Here is a 19608-nt window from a genome sequence, read left to right on the forward strand (position 1 = left end):
CTGCCGGATCGCGTCCTCGATGGATTCGAGGAAACGCGCCTGAACCGCCAGTTCGGCCCCCTGCCCGCTCGTTGTCAGATCGCGCAGCATCCCCTTGCTGAGCCGCTGCGCCGTAACCGGCAGCACCGCCTTCCAGTTCAGCGCCCGCGCCAGGACGATATCGGACAGCAAGCAGGCGACCCGCTCCGCCCGATCATCGACGTCGAGCACGGCACGCAGGACAGCCCCGCAGCCCGCAAGCGGCCCTTGGGTCCGGGCGCGTTCTTGCCCAGCGTCCAGCCAGACACCAACATCACCTGCAAAAACCCCTCCAAGCAAATCAGCGATCTCACCCGTCCCGCCCGCCCGCAGGCGCACCGCCCCGCGCCAAAACGCCAGCAGATCGCCATCCGGCCCCCTTGCCTCGCCCGGCGGCGTCAGGTGGTAGGCGTCGCGGATATCCGCCTCTCGCGCCAGCCGCCCTTCAAGTTTTGAGGTCGCCGTCGCAGCACTCAGCGCCAGCCGGTTGGCGAACAGCTTCACCGGCACGCCATATCGCGGATCGCAAACCAGCTGGTCGAGTACCGTGAGCGCCACCCCCGACCGAAAGGCCACAGTTTCAAAGGTTTCCGCGCGGCCGGAGGTGACCCAGCCCGGCAAGTGAGGTAGGTTGCCAAGGTCGTTCGAGATGGCTGTCGGCTGGTATGTCATGCCGCAACACTAACCTCTCACGGCGCTTTTGCCTACCATTTAGCGTCCAAACCGCCCCACCTTGTCGCCATCAGTTATGTCCAATAAATTTGCAGTCTAGCCACCTATTAGCTCTTTCGCCCAAGACTTATAAGCTCCTTCGCACTTGCTTCAATTCCACGCCTTACCCTAAGATATTTTCACTGCAGTTGCTGCAAGGCTCTCTCCTTCCGCACCTTTCCCTCTGACTTGCTGCTCGTCAGTGGAGATTCCATTTTACAGTCATATCAGGTGGCTTAATTAGCCCCCTGCCCTGCCAGTCGCGCACCATCATGATGCCAGCGCGCGCATGGTGGTTACCGGGTTTTCTCCGGGCTCTCGGCCCCGTAGCGAAACTCCGAGGCGGCCTCGTAGAGGTTTATTCTCCAGAACACGGTTTCGCCTTGAAAATCCACCGCCCCGAAATCATGCCAGCCCTCCGGGTCGTTCTCGGGCCCGAACCTGTCGAACGCCCCGTGGCCTTGACCGCCTCGGCCATGACCCCGTCGCCGGCTTCAATCAGCGACCGAGTCACATGCATCCGGCCCTGGATGGGCTGCTCAGGCGGCTTCCCGAGGCAGGCCAACGTCCGGAAGGCGTCGTTCTGCGCGGCGATTACGGCGGGGTTCGGTCGGTCTGTCAGAGGCTGTTCGTTGCGGGTCATGGGTCTGTCCATTGAGAAGTTTGAAACACCCTACTCAAAGCCCGCTTTTTCTTTCCGGCGTGGCCCACGCGGTCTGGGATCGAGCCAGGCCTATCTGAGCCGATCATTGGTTCGATAATTCGGGTTCGGGATGATCTCGACCCGACGGCCCTGTGCCGTGAGGTTCTCCAGTACCGCCGTGAGAGGCGAGGCCCGCACGCACTTGCGCCTTCAACCACCACTGCGGTCGAAGACGTTGATCTTGAGACAGCAGTCTCTGAAACAGGCGACGCGCAGCGATCTCGTTGGCTTGCGTCGCATGTGATACGCCGCTCTTCGGCGTCATGCAGCCTCAGCGCTGTCCCCTGCCCTGCCCGCCTTCGATCGCGCGATCAGGTAGTCGCGGGCGCGCTGCGCATCGGCCGCGTGCTTGAAGATCGCCTGCTTGTCCGAGCGCAGGACGCGGAGCCAGTTGTAAAGGTACGCGGCGTTCATCTCGAGCGTATGCGCCGTGAACCCGAACTCCTGCCCAAGGAAGCAGAAGGTCAGCTCAGCCACGATTTCCTCGCGGACATAGGCCGTATTGCCGAACCGCGAGAGGCCAAAATCATGGTTGAGCCGGCGGGACGCCTTGGTGGCATGGGCCAGCTCATGCGCCCAGACCCCGTAAAAGCAGCGCGGGTCCTGGAAACGGGTGATTGACGGCATGTAGACCTTGTCGACCGGCGGCAGATAGTAGGCCTCGCTGCCCGTGAACACCGTGGTGATGTCGATGGCATCGAAGAAAGCCTGCATATGCGCAATGGGCTCTGCGGGCAGATGCTCAGGCACAGGCCCCGGCTCGGGATGGAATCTGTCCGAAAGTCCCTCGATCTGGCAGGCGTTGAAGACCCGGTAGGATTTCTGGAAGCGAAAGACGCGGGCTTCCTCAGAGCTATCATCCCCATCGCTGCGACCGTCCTCACCGGCGGCGTTCGTCCGGCTTTGTCCGTAGTAAACGACGACAGACGACTTCTCGCCCTTGCGAACCTTTGCGTCCAAGGCGTTGGCCTGCGGCAACGTCATCCAGAAGGGCGAGCTGTGGCCCGCCATCACCGTTCGCATCGTCCGCAGGAAGTTGTTCACGCCCTGGTAGGGCTCACCGCCCACGCGCAGGGGACGAGAGCTGCCGCCACCGGTCCAGGGCTTGCGCCAGGGCAGGACGCCGCGCTCAATGATACGGATGATTTCGTTGGTGATGACCTCGGAGGCAGCGAATTTGGACGTGCGGGATCGGGCCATGGCTGGCGTCCTTTCGAGTGTTGGTGTGAGGGGATAGTGATCAGGTTGGCCGACTGGGGCGTGGATTGTTGACGATTCTGGCACCAAGCTCTTTGACCATGTCGATGTAGGTGGTCAGCGAGACGGACCTGACAGGACCGAAAGGTTCAGGGTCGACCGGTCCGTCCCGTGTCACGCGGGGGAGACTCGCGAAGGCGATGACATCAGTGACGGGTTGGATATCGATGAACGTCGTTCCGCGTGCGACCACAAGAGCGGCCAAGGGAAAGCGTTCGATCAGCGCGAAGGTCCAACCGAGATGGATGAATGTCCCGCCCTTTCCGCAGATTACATGCGCATTCGGCAATGTCGCCGCCTGCCTGAGATAGCCGAGATCACGCAGGACGGTCTCACGTTCGAGCTGCCGCGCCTGCGCCGACTGGCCGGTTCGGCGCAGTTCCTTGTGTCGCCACCACGAGGCAGCGATTGCGCGCAGCACGCGCAAGATACCTGTTTGCATGGGAATGCCCTTCATCAGGAAAGACAGACCGGAACCCGGCCCGGACCCATCTGAGGGACCCCAAAGGCCCTCATCCGTCAGTCACAAAACCCGAAGAACACTTTCACTTTCCCCGGGTACGGACCCTGTCTTTTTCAATAACCAACGGGTCCTCAAAAAACGGGTCAATACCGGGCCGTTTCCAGAAGCCCTTGATTTGGAACAGCAAATTCAGATCGGCAGGCAAGATCGGCAACGCATATCGGCAAAACCTTGCTTGCAGATACGAAATGTGTATATTTTTCAATTACTTTGCAACCATAAAAGATCGGCAAAAATGCTGGAAACACCCGCCAGAATCGAACCCTGCTTCTTCGAGGAGCATATTCCTACAGAATTGGCAGACCTTTCGGTCGACATCCAGAGGGAAGCCACCGGGCTGGGACAAGGGCTGCATCCTGACAGCGCAGCCGAGCTTGCCGATCTCGTCCGCGTGATGAACTGTTACTACTCCAACCTGATCGAAGGACACAACACGCGCCCCCGCGACATCGAAAGGGCGCTGGCTGGCGCCGAGCTTGAAGAGGAAACCCGCCCTCTCGCCCTTGAGGCCCGGGCCCACGTCATCGTTCAACGGGCCATCGACGAGATGCATCGCATAGGCACCCTGCCCCGCCCCACATCTGTCGAATTCCTGACTTGGGTCCATAAGAGCTTCTACGACGAGATGCCTGACGAGTTTCGGGTCATCGAACATCCAGACGGCACACAAGAACCCATCGTTCCGGGACGCATGCGCCAGGATGACGATCGGGAAGTTGCGGTCGGGCGCCACCTACCTCCTTCTTCGTCGCGCGTCGCGGCATTCATGGACCATTTCGACAAACGATTTCAGATTGCGGCGCGGTCTTCGAGCGGTCGGATCATCGCAATCGCGTCCGCCCATCACCGGCTGAACTACATCCATCCTTTCCCAGATGGCAACGGGCGCGTCAGCAGGCTGATGTCTCATGCCATGGCCCTCACAGCGGGGATTGGTGGCCAAGGGCTCTGGTCCGTATCACGTGGGCTGGCCCGCGGGCTAACCGATCGGGGCGAGTACAAACGGATGATGGATCTGGCCGACAGCCCACGCCGCGGAGACCGCGACGGACGGGGGAACCTGTCAGAAGCGGCACTGAGGACGTTCAGTGAATGGTTCCTAAAGGTGACGCTCGACCAGATCACTTTCTCAGCAAGATTGTTCGATCTCGGCGGATTGGACCAACGGTATCGTCGTCTCGTTGCAGATACCATCGATGACAAGCGAGCGCCGGAACTGATTTCGGCGGTTCTTCGGCATGGCGCACTGGAACGAGGCGACGCACAGATTGTGCTCAAGACGTCCGAGCGTACTGCGCGCAATACGCTGAGTAAACTGACCGCCGCCGGATACCTGACTTCTGCCTCGCCGAAGACGCCAGTTCGGTTGGCGTTTCCGTTGGATTATCGAGAGCGGCTCTTTCCAAATCTCTTTGGAGATGGTGACCTGCCCGTGTGACTGGGAACTGAAGCACCTTGTTTCTGGCCAGGTCCGCGAGCGCGAGCCCTGATCGTGTTGGAAAGAAGTTCACAGCTGTGAACCATCCCGAGCTATCCTTCTTGTCAGCCAAGTTCACAGCTGTGAACTCATCATGCAGCATCCCGCCGCATCAAGGCCATGATCATCGGACCGCAGGAGAACTCCCCAATTGCTGCCTTTGAAGATAGGGTTCTCAAGTAGCCTCCAGGTGATCGGATATCCGCAAACCGTTCAAGCATTGCAACAATGACAACAGACGCTTCTTCCGGACCCATATAGCGTTTCGCCTCGTCCCACGCGGAAGGCGAAATACCCATCATGGGCCTGACCACATCAGCTACCCGGACCAGATCGTGCCAGTGGCGCACGGGCTGCTCGGAATACGCTTTGAATTCCTGACAGGAGGCGAGGACGAGACCAAGCGGTATATTCGGCATCAGTTGATCGTCAGCAGTTACCGTTGAGTTGGCCTCATCTTCAGAACACAGAGGGCTATCGGCAACTTCCGGAATTTCGCGCGCAACGCCTCCGCTCCGCGCTTTTTCTAAGCGAGGTTCAAGATCATTAGAGTCTTTATTTGAATTCTGATAGTGCTGCTCGAAAACAGCATCATTGGTGCTCATATCTTCTGATTCACGACCTTCCAAAAGGTTTCGGGCGTGGTCCAAAGCCGACCCCAAAGAGGCTTCGATGCGCCTAAGGTCTTCCATTTCGAGTTTCCTGCGAAGATCTCGGGCTGTTAGGGCCGCAAGATCAGAGAATTGGTCCCAGACGCCTCGATCTGGACGAAGTGAGCGCCCGTACTCGGCCAGCCCCGCGAGGTCACGCCGCATGAGGCTCACAGTGACACGTAGGCGCTTGAAACGCTCCTCTGCGGCCCGCACAGCCTCAGCGGCCTCACAGACCTCCTGGAAGCGTCGAACGAGCGGAGAGAGGTCGAACCCGAACGCAACCTTTTCGTCGCCGTAGCGACGGACATAGCGCTTCCCATTGGGGCTATCGCGCCGGACAACAAAGCCAGTCTGCACAAGGTTGGAGAGGTGGCGCCGCATCGTCGAGCAGGGCATGCCGTTCAGGCGCTCGCAAATCGCTTTGTTGGACGGATGTACAATCAATTCGCTGTTATTGCCCCCGAGAATTGTCGCTTGGTGAAAGCTGATCAGTGCCTGAAGCACCGTCAAATCCCGATCGGACAAGCCGAACGCGACTCGAGCGGCAGCGAGCTCCCTCAGGACCTCCCACTTGTTGGCGCCGGCTGGGGGCAGGTCTTCCTGGGTCGGTGCCTGATGTTTCAGGATGGCAGCATCTATCGTTCGCCGGAACAGCGTTACGGGCGTGTAGTCCATTTTGTCATTCACGAAGACAAAAATATCCCGGTCCGCGAATCACTTTGGACTTGCGGAAAATGGCTCCGGACACTACCTTGAAGGTGCTAGAAACAAGTTAGGGTCTCGTGGAGCGGTCGCTTTGCGGGACCTTTTCTTTTGCCTTTTCGTGCCTCCTTCTTTGATTTCTGCTCTTCCTCAGTCTTCCGACCGCTGCTTCCAGCGTTCGTGAAGGTCGTCAATCATGTCATGCACTTGCGTCTCGACCCAATCGGCGAAGCCTCCACCCGCCAACTCGATCGATAGGCCCTTGGCAGTGCGTTTGACCGTGCCGCCGCGTTTGCCGCCAATCTTCAGCGGTACGCTGGAAGGTGGGGCAGGGGAGGGCGACTTGGCCGGTTTAATCGCCTTGGTCACAGCCTTTTCTACGGCCAGAAACGCCTGGATGGACGGGTCATCGGTAGAGGCAACGTCATTCACCATCATGGAGGTCTCGGCATTTTCACGTGCCTTTTTCGCGATCCCGATAAGGTCCTCGCGGTTCAGACCATTCTCGTCGATGGCCCGACCGAGGGATTCCCATCGGGGTCGGCCAATTCCATGGGCGGCGCCAATGGCGCGTACCAGATCCGGCCCAACCATGTCCGCGATCGCGATCGCCATAGATATGGACGACTTCGTGACGGTAAGAATTTCTGCAACCTGAGATTGATTTCCGAAGCCGGACGACACAAGGTCCTTTGCGAACAGGGCCTTTTCAATAAATGACAAATCGCGCCGCCCCATATTCTCCGAAATCTGAGCACGCAGAGCGCTGTCGTCATCCAGGTTGGTGACTAGCGCGCGAACCTTGGTAACCTTATCGGACTGACGGATCGCCTCCAGCCTGCGTCGCCCATAGACCAGAAGGTAGCGATCATCTTCACCCGGCGCACGTCGCACGAGGATCGGAACAGTCTGACCGTTCGCCTCAATCGCGTCGCGCAAATCCAGTACATCGGCCGGGTCAAGCCGGTCCGCCATACGCCCGTCTTCGATGCTCGCCGGGTCCAGTTCCCAAACATGATGGGAATCGACCGCGTCGCGGGCGGACCGAAGGGCGCGATTCGAGGTCATCATCGGTGTCACAGCACCTGTCTGAGGGGCAGGGGAGGGGGCCCCAGCTGCCGCGAGACTGTCCAGCATTGACATGCGCTTCTTCTTGCCACTGGTCATGTGCGCCCCCAGGTTTTCTGGATCAGGTCGGCTATCTCGTCATTCAGCGTATTCAGGCTCTCAATCGCGCGATCATAGGTGGAGCGCGTGAACGCGCTGCGTTCCACTTCATAAAGCGTCTGCTTGGTCAGGCCCGCATCGGAGATGGCTGTAGACTTCAACATGGGCGAATTCAGCACGGCTTCGCCGTACATTGTTCGTAGGAAAGCCACGATGCGGTTCTGCGGCGCATCCTGCGGCTCGTAGCGGGTCAAAACATAGCGCATCCAGTCATGAGACATGTCGGCGCCGCTCTCGGCGATCACGTCCATGAGGTCGGCTGTCATGCGGAGGAATTGCGACATGGACATCACATCGAGCATTTCCGGGTGGATTGTCACCAGAACGCCCGTGGCCGCGGATAGTGCGGACATGGTCAGAAATCCTAGCTGCGGTGGGCAATCAATGACGACCACGTCATAGTCCCCATCGACCTGGGCCAACGCCTTCTTAACGCGGAAGAAGAAAAGCCCTGCATTGCCCTGCGCCAGCGCCCGCGGAGTATCGTGCTCGAACTCCATCAGTTCGAGATTTCCGGGGATCAGGTCGAGATTGGGGATGTAGGTCTTGCGGATGACCGACCGGATCGGCTCCGGGTCCTCATAGCGGATCGCATCGTAAAGAGTGCCGCCATCCTCGAGGTCCAATTCCGGCTGAACGCCGTGCAGCGCGGTGAAGGAAGCTTGAGGGTCGAGATCAATGCCCAGCACACGATATCCGCGCAGGGCAAGCCGTTGGGCGAGATGGGCAGAGGTTGTTGTTTTTCCAGAACCGCCCTTGAAATTCATCACGCCGATGACCTGAAGATGATCACCTTCTCGTCTTCCGGGAACGTAATCGCCCGGTTTGCGAGCGGTCCTTTCAAGGAGCACACGCAGCGCCTGGATGTCCTGCGCCGAGTAGAGACGACGGTTGCCAGCGGTCAGCTCGGGAGAAGGCCCTTTGCCATCCAGGTTGAGTTTGCGAAGATAGGAGTCGTTGACGCCAAGAAGCGCCGCAGCCTCACCAGAGGTGAATTTGCGCATGGTCTTCTCGGCATCGGGTGGAAACAGGCTCTCACGTTGCGAATGCAACTGGTTGGCCAGCCATTCCGAATGCTGGCGGATCACCGCGTTGAGATCCTCATGCACAAAGGTATTATCCATCTGCCCTCTCGCTTCCGAGACATCGCGTCTTTGGCGTGTTCACGGAAAATGACGTTTTTTGCCTCGTTTCCGTGACTATTGGCGCAAGAGTCGGATTCGCGCAAGGTTTTTCCACATCTAGTGGGCGAGACCTCACCGAACACAAGACAGTTAGGCTACCTATTACATGGTATAATGCACCGCATTTCACGAAGAGGGACATGCCAGAAACCTTTTCGGAGGTGGCCAAAATGGCTTCTTGCACGCAGATCCGAGAAACGCTTTGAGCGCACCAAAGCTTGCCTTTTGATAGTTTTGGCTATACATACTCGGATGTTTATCCATGGCTGAGAGGACAAGATGCAAGTTGCCAAATGGGGAAACTCCCTTGCAGTCCGACTACCCGCGGATCTTGTGCGGGAACTCGGCTTGAAGGAAGGCGACCAGGTCGACCTGGTAAAGGACGACGGAACCATTCTTGTCAGGCGCCAACCTCGCGCCGATGAAGTCCTGCAAGGGCTAAGGCGGTTTCGCGGAAAACTGCCCAAGGACGCGCGTCTAAGCCGCGACGCCGCGCATGAGCGCTGAATTCGCAGACACGAATGTTGTGCTCTACCTGCTCGACAATGGTCCAAAGGCTGAGAGGGCAGAGGAAATTCTGGGGCAGGGACCCCGGATCAGCGTCCAGGTCCTGAACGAAGCGATGGTAAATTGCCGGCGGAAAGCTGGGCTCAGTTGGGAAGATACCGGAGCGTTTCTTGAGGGTATCAAGTCCTTATGCCCTGTCGAGGACCTAACGGTTCAAACCCATCAAGTGGGTCGCGCGTTGGCAGAGAAGTACCAGCTATCGGTCTATGACGCGATGATCGTGTCTGCCGCGCTGATCGCTGGATGCACGACGTTGTGGACTGAGGATATGCACGACGGATTGCTGGTCGAAGATCAGGTGCGCGTCGTCAATCCATTTACCTGACCAGCAACTCGAGTCGCTCCGCCCGTTCCAACAGCATCCTGACGGAGGACGGTTGCCAGCTTGTACGTCCCCGTGGAGTCCGCTCACGCATAGATTCCAACCGGTCGCAGATCGCCTGTAGCGTGATATCCGGGTCCGAACCTTTGATGGCAGCCACGATAGCCGGCAGGCGGTCATCGGTTTCGCGGCGTCCGGCGCGGCCAAGCACCTCGGCAGGAAGGAAACCGTCTCTGACATAGGCCTTCACAGCGCGAAGCAGTCGGCTTTGTGTCCAATGGCGATCTGGGGGCAGGGGGCCATTTATGATCCGCAGCACGTCTTCCCAGGCCATATCCGGGCGCAAGCGGCGCACATGGGGCACCCAATCCTGCGCGGTCTCGTGTAAGCGCTCCATATAGCCGTCCTGTCGTGCCAGCCGCACCTTGCGCAGCGCTTCAGGGTCCTTGGCGCGAAGACCTGGGTTGCCGCCGACGCGGCCCTTTGAGCGTGCCGAGGCAAGTCCGGCCTTGGTACGCTCGCGGATCAGCGCGCGCTCGAACTCTGCAGCGGCACCCAGAACCTGCAATGTGAATTTGCCCTGCGGAGAGGCGGTATCGATCGGGTCCTGGAGCGAGCGGAAGAAGGCGCCCTTGGCCTCCAGACGCTCAATCACCTCGAGAAGGTGCGACAAAGACCGCGCAAGCCGGTCGATCCGTACGACAACCAACGTGTCGCCGCTCTGGACACGTTCGAGCACCCGCGCGAGCACCGGGCGCGCGCGATTGCCGCCTGAGGCGTGCTCTTCGAAGATTTCGTCGCAACTCGCAGATTGGAGGGCCTCAGACTGGGGCAGGGGGGTCTGATCCTCGGTGGAGACGCGCGCATAGCCTATGAGGGGCATGAAAACGGGCCGTTTGCAATTTAAGGTATCGTTAGTAAACGACCATTTGACCACGGCGACGCAAGTCACTCTGCTGGCATTGACGGAATTCGGCCATTGGCATATATTGCCAATGATGGAGGCCCGATACATGGTGACACGAAACGTCGTTCTGACCGAAACCCAAGACCAGCTGGTTCAGGCTTTGGTTGCCTCTGGACGTTATCAGAACGTCAGCGAGGCGATGCGCGCGGGGCTTCGACTGTTGGAGCAGGAAGAAGCCCAACTCACCGATATCCGGCAGGGGTTGTTCGAGGGATTGGCGCAGGCAAAGGCGGGCGACTTTGCCGAGGGAAGCGGTTACGACGCGATCCGGCGGGCATTTCGGCAAGCGCGCGCATCTTCATGAGCCGATCTCTTCGGTTGACCCGGCGCGCAGAGGCCAGTCTGGTCGAGATTGCCAAATGGACGATCGAACAATTCGGGCTCAAACAGGCAGACCTTTATGAAACGGAGCTGCTCACCCGCTGTCAGGCAATCCTGAACGGTCAGGCGCATAGCAGAAGCTGTGCGGTTCTGGTCGATGATGCGGCCGATCTGCGGTTTGCGAGGGCAGGGGAGCATTTCCTTGTGTTCCTGGATCAGCCTGACGAGGTCATCATCGTTGATATCCTGCATTCCCGGAGTGATCTTCCACGTCATGTCGCGGCGTTGGCGGCTCTCAGAAATGTTGACCTATAGCCCTGCGGCCTTGGTCAGGTTCACCCGGAACCGGTCACGGCGGCGTTGGTAGCGACGGGTCATCTCGGCCGAGGCATGTCCGAGCTGCTTCTGGACGTAGCGTTCGTCGACTTCTGCGCTGCTGGCGAGCCCGGCGCGTAAAGAATGCCCAGAAAACAGCGCGAGGCGGTCTTTTTCGGGCAGCTCGGCTCGGATGCCGGATTTCAGGACGGTGGTCTTGATCAGGCGGGCGACGTGTTTGTCCGACAGACGGGCTTCCAGTGCCTTTTTGCCATCGCGGGACGTCCGCACGAAGACCGGGCCGAAATCGATCTTAGCGAAATGCAGCCATTGTTCGAGCGCATGGATCGGGCATGTCTGTTCGGAGGATCCGCGGCCGATTTCGACCTCGCGCCAGCCGGTCTTGGCGTTCAATGTCAGCACGGCGCCGTCATCGAGGATCTCGATCCATCCACCGGAGCCGGGGGTGTCATCTTTGCCGACATCCAAGCTGACGATTTCCGACCGTCTGAGGCCGCCGGCATAGCCCAAGAGCAGGATTGACCGATCCCGCAGCCCGCGCAGATCGTAGGGTAGGGTCGCCACCATCGCGAGAATGTCCTTAGCCAGGATCGCTTCCTTCTGCACCGGCGGTCGCGCGTGCTTTCGCTTGATCCCGGCCAGCACGGTGGCGATGTGGCGGTTCTTGCGATCGAGGGTGAAACCCCGCTGCGCGTAGTTCCAGGCTATGCCGGACAGGCGACGATCTATGGTGCTAACCGACAGGGCAGGGGAGGGGCCCGACCCTGATGCCAGATCGGCAAGGTAGAGCCCGATCATCTCTGGTGATGGAGGAAGCGGGTCCGCACCCTTCATACGACACCATCGCGCAAAATGCGCCCAGTCCTTCGCGTAGGCCCGCAGCGTGTTGTCTGACGCCGCAGCGCGCGCGTAGTCGCGGGCGGTATCGACCAGTCGGTCGAGCGTGCCGGAGCCTGCGACAGAGGAGGGCAGACTCAAAGCTTCGCTGTCTGGGTGATTTCTCTCGTTGTCCTCGTTGAACGAAGACCCGTTTGCAGCCCCTGAGCTCGACTTCTCGTGGTTTTCTGACATGTCGTGGAGCATATCCCTTTTACGTCCGATAAGGCAAACTTATTGGACATAATAGAGGGCGACAAGGTGGGGCGGTTTGCGCGCTATTTTCTAGAGAAAAGCGCCGCCCTGATGTAGGTTTCAGGCGTGACATTTGCCAGGCCGGATCACATCAGCGACCTAGACACGCTACCTCGGATGCCCGCCTGGGTCACCTCCGCACCTGCTGAAACCCTTGAAGATGTTGCGTTTTTGTCAGGCGCTGCGCTGAAACACCTGCATCTTGTGTTGGGACACGAGGAGGTGCCCCAAGCCTTGTTACGGGACCGGCTCGCGCTGCGCGCGGCCGAGGCTTGCATAGCGTTTTCGGGGCGACCGGAGCGGGCAGGGGAGTTGCGCGACGCGGTGCACCTGCTGCGCCCCGGCGACCTTCCTGGACCGGCGGGCGAGACCTGCATGGCTTGGCGGCGCGCGGCGGAGCGACCGGTGTCGATCAAGGCTCTGGGTCGAGCGTTGCCGGCCTCCGAACCGGGCCAGATTGCCACGTGGATTGATGCGCCGCGTATGGAGACCAAGGCGTTGATCCTCGCGGATGCCGCCCTCGCCGAGGCGCTTGGCTGGGATCATCTCGTGCCGCTTCTGGCTCCAAGCCTGAAACGCGCGGACCTGCGCAAGCAGGGCGAGGACCTGCACCTTCCCTGTTATCGGGCGATCGCGTCATCGGCGGTTGAGGCCGTGCGTCTCTCCGCCGCCCTTGCGCGTCGGGCGGCGCATCTGAAGGCGGTCGCGCCCAAGCTGCGGGCCAAGGGTGCGGGCGACGCGGTCGAGATGTTTTTGACCCGCGATGCCATGGCGCCGTCGGCCTTGCCTTTGCCGGATCGCGCCGCGCGGCGGCTCTGTGACCGGCTGGTCGAGCTTGGTGCCGCGCGCGAGCTGACTGGGCGCGAAACCTTCCGGCTTTATGGGGTCTGACCGATGGCCAAGGATCACTCCGAAGCCGATCTGGACCGCGAATTGGCCGACCTGCCGCCCGATCTGCGCTGGCGGGAATGGATGCGCCGGATCGAGGCGGTGCTTTTCGCCTCTGCCTCCCCTGTGCCGCGCGAAGATCTGGCCCGGGTGGTGGGGCAGGGGGTCTCGGTCGACCTGCTGGTCGAGGACCTCGCCGCCGATCTGGAGGGGCGGGCCTTCGAGATCGCCCAGGTCGCCGGCGGCTGGATGTTCCGGACGCGGGCTATCTACGCCCCTGCGATCCGCGCAGCGGCGGATGTCGGGGATCTGCTACTCGATCTGAGCGAATTCGATGTCGCGGTGCTCGCGGCCATCGCCTATTACCAGCCGGTTACGCGGGATGGGCTCAAGGACATATTCGGCAAGGAGATCAGCCGCGAGCTGATCGGTCGTCTGCATGCCCGCGGTCTGATCGGCACCGGCCCGCGGTCGCCCCGGCGCGGTGCGCCCTATACCTATGTGACGACGGACCAGTTCCTCGTGGCCTTCGATCTGGAGTCGCTTCAGGACTTGCCGGATCGGGAGCAACTGGAAGATGCCGGATTCTCGGCAGGATGATGCTTGTGCGTCGTGCCATCCGCCCTATCGCTCAAATCTGCACCATTCATGAGTTATAGAATGGCATCCTATAACTCACGACGGACTCGGGGCAGACGGTTAGCGGACCGGTGGTCAAAGCCGAACGGCCTTCCAATCGACAAGACCGTCGCAATCAGGGCGTGTTGATTTCGGCTTCCAACCCTGCGATCGCGCCCATCACATCGTCAAAGCTCGGCGCGTCGCCCATGATCATCTCGCGCATCCCGGCGTAGTCCCGACGGAGGGCTGCCTCGAGCTTCTCGTTTGGAAGCAGGCGCAGTGATCCTGGTTTTGCGTCCTCGTATCTTGCCCAGGCCGCCTTGAAGAACACCGACTTGTGGTGGCCGACCTCGTCGAGGAGGCCGATGTCGGCCAGCGCGCGCGTCTTGGCATCATGCCCGATTAGCTGGGCCATGTCGTAGTAGTGACGGGACATTCGATCGGCGAGTGGTTTCTTCGCATTCTGATGGAAGAGCATGTGGAGGATCGTCGCTTTCTCCCAGAAGGTTCGTTCGATGCCGAGAGTTCGGACATCGACGGAATTCAACCCAGGGAGATCAGGAAAGGCTTGTTGGACGTAAGTCACAATTGGCCGTTGTTCAGCCGGGAGCTGTGCCCCACGTGCGCCGAACTCGAACCGTATGACCGGTTTGATGTAGCCTGGGTCTTCGTCACCGAGAGACGGGTAAGCGAAGAGTATGGTTTGAGGGTCGCCCTCATCAATCGCGAGGGAGAAGGGCTGTTGGAGGCTTGCGGAGAATGCCGCGTTGATCTCTTCAAGCAAGGGTCCGGCGACAGTGGCCTCGGCGACTTCCTGAAGGTCTTGCAGGAGGGATTTTCGTTTGCCGCTCGAGAGGTCCGGTAGCTCTGGATCACGGTCGCCGCTAAAGCCAAGCTGTGCGCGGTCCAGGGACAAATCCACGTCTTCGGAAAACCGGTGGATCACGTCGTAAGCCTTCGAAAGCGACGTGCCTCCTTTGAAGATCAGGTGATCGCCAAAGGAGGGCAGGGCGAAGAGATGCTGGAGCGACCAGCAGACCCAGAAGTCCTTCTCGACGATGGCCTTGGCAAAGCCAAGTTCTGCCGCGGCTTGTCCAAAGGCTTCGTCACGATGCTCAGGTGTTTCGTTTGCGAAATCGTCCATGCTCAGGCGTGTGTCACAATTTGCTGCACGACCGGATGCATCCAGGCGGGGACGTGTTTGCTTTGCTTGGCAAGCTGTGCGCGATCCTTGGCGTCCAGCGAGCGGGCGATCTTGCCAATCACCTGATCGTCGACACGATCCTTGCCGACATAGCGGAGCGCCTGGAAAACAGTGCCTGTATTCGACCCAGCCCCGACCAGTGTCTTCGGAGAGGCATTGCGGAACTGGATCACCTGCCGCCCGATCTTCTTCGTTCGGGTGGGCCCGTCGGTCATGTAGGTCGGGTTGGAGGGCACCTGGGTGGACAGACCCAACTGGTTCGCCGCCATGGCAGGTGAGGGTTGCAGAACCTGGTTGTCCTTCCGGGCAACAGCGCGCGCAATGTCATCGGCGGATGGCGCCAAGAGTCCGAAGCGCGGGCTGAGCCTGGGATAGTCGTAGAGCCCACGTGTCAGCCGCCGGATCACACCTTGATCGGCCAGGCGCGATAACGCCTGATCCACGCTTGCGCGCGATCCGATATCGAGGAAGTCCGACGGCGCGAAGATGGCGCCCCGGCCCTTCCCTAGGATGCGTTGCTTGATTTTCGACGTGATCATGGTTCAACTCCATGTCAGAAAATAGGGTATGTTTTTCTGAACGTCAAGGTGGAGCGATTTCGGTGAAGATTCGGCACAACAGGCGGAAAGCAGACCTTAGCTGCGTGAGCGTCAGCCGTAGGCCGCGACCAGCGATAACGGACATTCGACAGCGCTATCATTGTAGGTCCGAGCTGCTTAGCTTCATCGTCGTCTGTGTTCGTAAATTGTTCTGATTTCGCTTGACCGAGATTTCAACACAACATATTTGTTGTGTCATGACTTTAATGTACGATTCGTCCACAGGCTACCTTGCTCCCGGCGTCCATATTGTGACGTGGGATGAACTGGTCGCTCTATGTTCGGTCAATCAGCACCGAACGCGCCTGGTTGGCGGCCTCAAGAGTGCCGCCCTTAACCTCAGGGGAGCAGGCTGCACGTTGTTGCTTTTGGATGGAAGTTTCGTGTCTGAGAAGGACCTACCAAACGACTATGACGGCGCTTGGAGCCCAGTTGGCATGAACCCTTACCTTGTAGATCCGGTGCTGCTCGATTTCTCGCTATCCGGACGCGCGGCAATGAAAGCTAAGTACGGCGGAGAGTTGTTCCTAGAGAGCTCAGTCGCCGCACCCGGTGTACTTTTTCGTGACTTTTTTCAATCCGACAGAAGTGGAAACGCCAAAGGAATACTGTCTCTAGACCTAGGGAGCATCAAATGATCACCAATGAGCGCCAATACAAAATTACTCGAGCAAATGCCGAGAAGTTTAAGGCTGCGATTGATGGCTTTGATGTCGCAGAGAGAGAGAAGGCCGGCATACACCCGACCTTTATTGAGGCCGAACTTAGTGGCTTGAATAGCCAATTGGTCGACCTTGAAGAAGAAATCCGAGCATATGAGGAGCTGCAGTCAATGCAAGCTCCCGTTATTAGGGTGGAGCGGATTGAAGACCTAGCCGAGGGCTTGATTGCAGCAAGAATTGCTTCCGGACTTTCTCAGCGTGAACTCGCGGAGAGGATGGGACTCAAACCTCAGCAGATCCAACGCTATGAATCGGATAAGTACTCGAGTGCAAGTCTAGCCAGAATTGTTCAAGTAACAGAAGCACTCAATATTGAACTTAGAAACGAAATACTGGTCCCGTACCAACCTGATGGTTTCGAAGGAGTTTTGCAGAAGCTATCTCAGGTAGGCTTAGACGCAGCTTTCCTAAGGTCTAAGCTTCTGAGCTCAGAGGATGAAAGCAGGTTTAGCGCTCTTTCCGATGGGTCGCCGCAAGAGGCACCAACAGTTGTTGATCGCTCGATAGAGGCGGTTTCGAGAGTCTATGGTTGGGCCAAAGACCAACTTTTCTCGGCGCATCCCTTAAGTGTGCCAGCAATAGCTGGAGCGCAAGCAAGATTCAAAATGCCAGCAAAGCGAGACGCTGATCAAACAGCACTTTATGCGACATATGCCAATTATCTGGCTCGACTTGTGTTGAATGCGACGCCGGTAATTGAAGGCCCAGCGGTACCTGATGAGCCGGAGGAATTTCTGAGATTGTTCCAAGAACACTATGAAGAGTTTGGTTTCCGAGACTTGCTAAACTTCTCTTGGGATTTGGGTATCCCAGTGGTGCCATTGCGAGACGGGGGGCAATTTCACGGAGCATGTTGGAGAATATCAGGCAGAAATGTCATTGTAATGAAACAAAAGACTCCACATGTAAGTCGATGGATATTCGACTTGCTGCATGAGCTTTACCACGCATCTCAGAGGCCTGAAGAGACTGACTTCGTGATTCTGGAGGCCGCCGAAACCTCTGAAGAGCGCCGAAGCTCCGATGAGGAGGTGAGAGCAAGTCAATTTGCCGGCGAGGTTGGTCTTTCCGGCCAGGCGGAGGAGCTCACGGCGATTGTCGTCGATAGGAGCCGTGGCGACATTAGAAGGGTCAAATCCGTCGTTGCGCGGTTGGCCGAAGAGAGAGGCGTGGACGTTGGATTGCTTGCAAACTACCTGGCATTTCGCCTTCAGATGCAAGGGATCAGCTGGTGGGGGGCTGCGGCAAACCTCCAGCGTGATGGCGAAGATCCTTGGATGATCGCCAGGGATGTGTTTTGCGAACGGTTTTCCTTTGCAGGCATTGACGACGTCGATGGTTCAATTTTGCAAAGAGCACTTGAGAGGAATTAAGTATGAAACCGTTGGTCGAACTCAAACCGCTCAAGATCAGCTGCACGGATAGCGACTGCGATAACGATCTTCATTGCTTCAAAGCGACGCGACAGATGGGGCATGAGGAACGTGGAAGTTGCCGTTCTTGCGGTGCCAAATTGATCGATTGGCAGCGCCTGCATAGAAGATCGATCGAAGACGTTGAGTTTACGTTCGAGGCGCTACACAACGAAAAAATCAGGCATCATTTCTTCCACGTTGAAATTGATCAACGTGCAAAAAACTACGCCAAGAGAAAAGGTTGGTTGGAGCTTCGAGAGGCAGTCGAAACGCGGATCAGAAAGCATGTCGCAAAGTCAGGGAATCCGCGTGACGGACGGCAAACGCCGTTTGAGGGCAACCCCATCTATTATGCGCAACATGCTACTGCGACGTGCTGCAGAACGTGTCTTAACTACTGGCACGACATCTCCAAGGACCACGATTTGACCGATGAGGAGGTCGATTATTGTGTGGACCTGATTGAGATGTACCTTCGAGAGCGTCTGGACGACGTCCAAGTTGGGCCGCAGCATGTCCCCCCAATCCGATCGAAGACTATGCGCTAGGAGGTCGGAACGTGGTCAGAGGCGTAATCAATACCGACCAACAGGCAGAGCATCTGCGCCAGAAATCGGTCACCGCATCTGAACGGAGTGTGCTGCTTTCCAGGCTAAGCGGCTCCGACCAAGAACCTGACCTGACTGTTCCGACAAATTGCGAAGGCTTCGGTCGAATTCGTCACTTCAAAACCTCGACGGCTCCCAACTGGCCGTCCAACCCACTACCAATCTTGCCGGCTGCGAAGGCTTTGGGGCTTGCAGACGGCCAGACCACCATGGAAGCGCAAGTCTATCAAAACGCGGCTTGTCCTTGGCGATGCTGGTACTGTTTCGTTCCTTATCCGCTATTAAGCGCCAACTCAAAAAAGTCGAAGTGGTTTACAGTATCTGAGCTAGTAGACCTATTTGAGAACGAGCCGGATGGCTGTCCGAGCGTGATTGATCTATCCGGTGGATCGCCGGATTTGATCCCTGAATGGCCCGTTTGGATGATGGAAGAGTTGGAGGCTAGAGGGCTCGATCAGCAGACGTTTCTTTGGTCAGATGACAATCTTAGCACTGATTGGCTCTTCACTAAGCTTTCGAATGCGCAGCTGGAGCGAATGCAGTCTTACAAGAATTACGGTCGGGTTTGCTGCTTCAAGGGTATCGATGAAAGGTCATTTGCGTTTAACACAAATGCAGAGCCAAGCGGCTTTGAGTTCCAGTTACAAGTAATGGATAGGCTGCTGGACCTCGATCTCGACGTCTATGGCTACATCACGCTTACTGACCCATCGTCTGACAACATCGATTCTCGGATGAGCGCCTTCTTCGACCGTTTGCAGACCATTCATGAATTCCTACCACTTCGCATAGTCCCACTGCAGATTGGCGTCTATGGTCCAGTGGAGCCGAGGATGAATGACGAGTTTGATGCCAGTCTTGCTGTACAAGAAGTGGCAATCCAGCACTGGAACGTGGAAATCGAAAAAAGGTTTTCACTCGAAGATCGTCACCGGCCGATCACGGACGTCAGCTTGCGGAGGTCGCAGGCATGAAACACGCGCCGATCGATCTCTGGTCGTTCGAAAACAGGGTAGAGTTCTGGCTACTGAAGTCGCTATCGGCGGGCGTCACTAGCTTCTCAAGTCTGCTTGCCGAACTCCCCGGAGTGTACCCCACCGCCGCAATGGCGGGAATTCGTCGTCTAGGCAAAAGTGGGCGCATTTCAGTCGAGTTGGGCCGAAAGCTAGCTCTCCAAGCACGTGCCGCATCAAACCCCACTTCAACTTATGCCGAGCTTCCACCGCCGCATCCGTTGGATTTTGAATGGAGATTCAACCAGGAGACTTCTGAAGCACTCGCTTCTCGAGCTGTGATTCCCAGTGCACGACGTTTTGGAAGGACGCTTTGCCTTGGCGTCCCGACAGTCGCCTTGGCCGCAATCAAGCTAGGTTTGGGTCAACACGCCGACTTCTTGGGAGAAGACAATGAGATTTCAACGGCTGTAAGCGAACATGCACGAAGACGGGCTAG

General features: G+C 58.2%; 21 protein-coding genes and 1 pseudogene. 11 read left to right on the forward strand and 11 right to left on the reverse strand.

The genetic code is table 11. The annotated features are described in order from the left end of the window. The 4 genes and pseudogenes from KPG71_RS17545 to KPG71_RS17560 all read right to left on the reverse strand — a co-directional run. On the reverse strand, positions 1-690 hold a 690-nt coding region (locus KPG71_RS17545; RefSeq protein ID WP_216339745.1), incomplete at its 3' end, for a DUF1403 family protein. Between the two features lie 238 nt (positions 691-928). Next, positions 929-1372 (reverse strand): annotated as a pseudogene (locus tag KPG71_RS19875) (DUF3768 domain-containing protein). 321 nt (positions 1373-1693) lie between these two features. Next, positions 1694-2632, reverse strand: a complete 939-nt coding sequence (locus KPG71_RS17555; protein WP_216339747.1) for an ArdC family protein — start codon at positions 2630-2632, stop codon at positions 1694-1696. A gap of 40 nt (positions 2633-2672) precedes the next feature. Then, positions 2673-3146 carry a hypothetical protein gene (locus KPG71_RS17560; protein ID WP_216339749.1) on the reverse strand — a complete coding sequence of 158 codons (474 nt, stop codon included), beginning with the start codon at positions 3144-3146 and terminating at the stop codon, positions 2673-2675. Positions 3147-3447: 301 nt separating this feature from the next. Between KPG71_RS17560 and KPG71_RS17565 the strand changes: the two genes are divergently transcribed. Next, the gene (locus tag KPG71_RS17565) at positions 3448-4650 is read left to right on the forward strand and encodes a Fic family protein (RefSeq protein ID WP_216339865.1); all 1203 of its coding nucleotides are present in this window, start codon (positions 3448-3450) and stop codon (positions 4648-4650) included. Positions 4651-4781: 131 nt separating this feature from the next. Here the strand turns inward: KPG71_RS17565 and repC are convergent, their stop codons facing one another. The 3 genes from repC to repA all read right to left on the reverse strand — a co-directional run bounded on the left by repC (position 4782) and on the right by repA (position 8395). Beyond that, on the reverse strand, positions 4782-6017 hold the full coding sequence (repC, locus tag KPG71_RS17570) for a plasmid replication protein RepC (RefSeq protein ID WP_216339751.1): 1236 nt from the start codon (positions 6015-6017) through the stop codon (positions 4782-4784). A gap of 177 nt (positions 6018-6194) precedes the next feature. Then, complete coding sequence (gene repB / locus KPG71_RS17575; RefSeq protein WP_216339753.1) at positions 6195-7211, reverse strand: plasmid partitioning protein RepB; 1017 nt, start codon at positions 7209-7211, stop codon at positions 6195-6197. Then, the gene (repA, locus tag KPG71_RS17580; protein WP_216339755.1) at positions 7208-8395 is read right to left on the reverse strand and encodes a plasmid partitioning protein RepA; all 1188 of its coding nucleotides are present in this window, start codon (positions 8393-8395) and stop codon (positions 7208-7210) included. Before repA ends, repB begins: the two co-directional genes overlap by 4 nt. Before the next feature lie 339 nt (positions 8396-8734). On the opposite strand from repA, the gene KPG71_RS17585 reads away from it, so the two are divergent. Continuing rightward, positions 8735-8962: an AbrB/MazE/SpoVT family DNA-binding domain-containing protein gene (locus KPG71_RS17585; protein WP_009815510.1), complete on the forward strand. Its 228-nt coding sequence runs from the start codon at positions 8735-8737 to the stop codon at positions 8960-8962. Beyond that, positions 8952-9347 carry a PIN domain-containing protein gene (locus KPG71_RS17590; RefSeq protein ID WP_216339757.1) on the forward strand — a complete coding sequence of 132 codons (396 nt, stop codon included), beginning with the start codon at positions 8952-8954 and terminating at the stop codon, positions 9345-9347. Before KPG71_RS17585 ends, KPG71_RS17590 begins: the two co-directional genes overlap by 11 nt. On the opposite strand, the gene KPG71_RS17595 is transcribed toward KPG71_RS17590, so the two are convergent. Then, complete coding sequence (locus tag KPG71_RS17595) at positions 9340-10227, reverse strand: recombinase family protein (protein WP_216339759.1); 888 nt, start codon at positions 10225-10227, stop codon at positions 9340-9342. The two genes, KPG71_RS17590 and KPG71_RS17595, sit on opposite strands and share 8 nt — an antisense overlap. 130 nt (positions 10228-10357) lie before the next feature. Here KPG71_RS17595 and KPG71_RS17600 point away from each other — a divergent pair, with 130 nt between their 5' ends. Together KPG71_RS17600 and KPG71_RS17605 are read left to right on the forward strand one after the other, a co-directional pair. Further along, the gene (locus KPG71_RS17600) at positions 10358-10615 is read left to right on the forward strand and encodes a type II toxin-antitoxin system ParD family antitoxin (protein ID WP_216339867.1); all 258 of its coding nucleotides are present in this window, start codon (positions 10358-10360) and stop codon (positions 10613-10615) included. After that, entirely contained in the window at positions 10612-10947 is a 336-nt protein-coding gene (locus KPG71_RS17605; RefSeq protein ID WP_216339761.1) for a type II toxin-antitoxin system RelE/ParE family toxin, read from the forward strand. The genes KPG71_RS17600 and KPG71_RS17605 overlap by 4 nt, the downstream gene beginning before the upstream one ends. Here KPG71_RS17605 and KPG71_RS17610 read toward each other — a convergent pair. Continuing rightward, the gene (locus KPG71_RS17610; RefSeq protein ID WP_216339763.1) at positions 10942-12051 is read right to left on the reverse strand and encodes a tyrosine-type recombinase/integrase; all 1110 of its coding nucleotides are present in this window, start codon (positions 12049-12051) and stop codon (positions 10942-10944) included. The genes KPG71_RS17605 and KPG71_RS17610 overlap by 6 nt on opposite strands. A 114-nt stretch (positions 12052-12165) precedes the next feature. On the opposite strand from KPG71_RS17610, the gene KPG71_RS17615 reads away from it, so the two are divergent. Then, a complete protein-coding gene (locus tag KPG71_RS17615; RefSeq protein ID WP_216339765.1) occupies positions 12166-12990 on the forward strand; it encodes a DUF1403 family protein in 825 nt (274 codons plus the stop codon). Positions 12991-12993: 3 nt separating this feature from the next. After that, positions 12994-13587, forward strand: coding sequence for an SMC-Scp complex subunit ScpB (locus KPG71_RS17620; RefSeq protein ID WP_216339767.1), 594 nt, complete (start codon positions 12994-12996; stop codon positions 13585-13587). Positions 13588-13741: 154 nt separating this feature from the next. Here KPG71_RS17620 and KPG71_RS17625 read toward each other — a convergent pair whose 3' ends face one another. Both KPG71_RS17625 and KPG71_RS17630 read right to left on the reverse strand, forming a co-directional pair. Further along, positions 13742-14752, reverse strand: coding sequence for a nucleotidyl transferase AbiEii/AbiGii toxin family protein (locus KPG71_RS17625; RefSeq protein WP_216339769.1), 1011 nt, complete (start codon positions 14750-14752; stop codon positions 13742-13744). 2 nt (positions 14753-14754) lie between these two features. Further along, complete coding sequence (locus KPG71_RS17630) at positions 14755-15351, reverse strand: DUF6088 family protein (RefSeq protein WP_216339771.1); 597 nt, start codon at positions 15349-15351, stop codon at positions 14755-14757. Positions 15352-15608: 257 nt separating this feature from the next. On the opposite strand from KPG71_RS17630, the gene KPG71_RS17635 reads away from it, so the two are divergent. The 4 genes from KPG71_RS17635 to KPG71_RS17650 are packed head-to-tail and all read left to right on the forward strand — an operon-like array spanning position 15609 to position 19130. Then, positions 15609-16049 (forward strand): hypothetical protein, encoded by a 441-nt coding sequence (locus tag KPG71_RS17635; protein ID WP_216339773.1) that lies wholly within the window; start codon positions 15609-15611, stop codon positions 16047-16049. Next, a complete protein-coding gene (locus tag KPG71_RS17640; RefSeq protein WP_216339775.1) occupies positions 16046-17506 on the forward strand; it encodes a helix-turn-helix domain-containing protein in 1461 nt (486 codons plus the stop codon). The genes KPG71_RS17635 and KPG71_RS17640 overlap by 4 nt, the downstream gene beginning before the upstream one ends. 2 nt (positions 17507-17508) lie before the next feature. Continuing rightward, a complete protein-coding gene (locus KPG71_RS17645; RefSeq protein WP_253196351.1) occupies positions 17509-18096 on the forward strand; it encodes a DUF4186 family protein in 588 nt (195 codons plus the stop codon). An 11-nt stretch (positions 18097-18107) separates the two neighbouring features. Next, positions 18108-19130, forward strand: coding sequence for a radical SAM protein (locus KPG71_RS17650; RefSeq protein ID WP_216339777.1), 1023 nt, complete (start codon positions 18108-18110; stop codon positions 19128-19130). Positions 19131-19608 lie beyond the last annotated feature (478 nt).

Origin of the sequence: Roseovarius sp. PS-C2 (assembly GCF_018862045.1) — a bacterium.
In the GTDB taxonomy this organism is placed as follows: Bacteria; Pseudomonadota; Alphaproteobacteria; order Rhodobacterales; family Rhodobacteraceae; genus Roseovarius.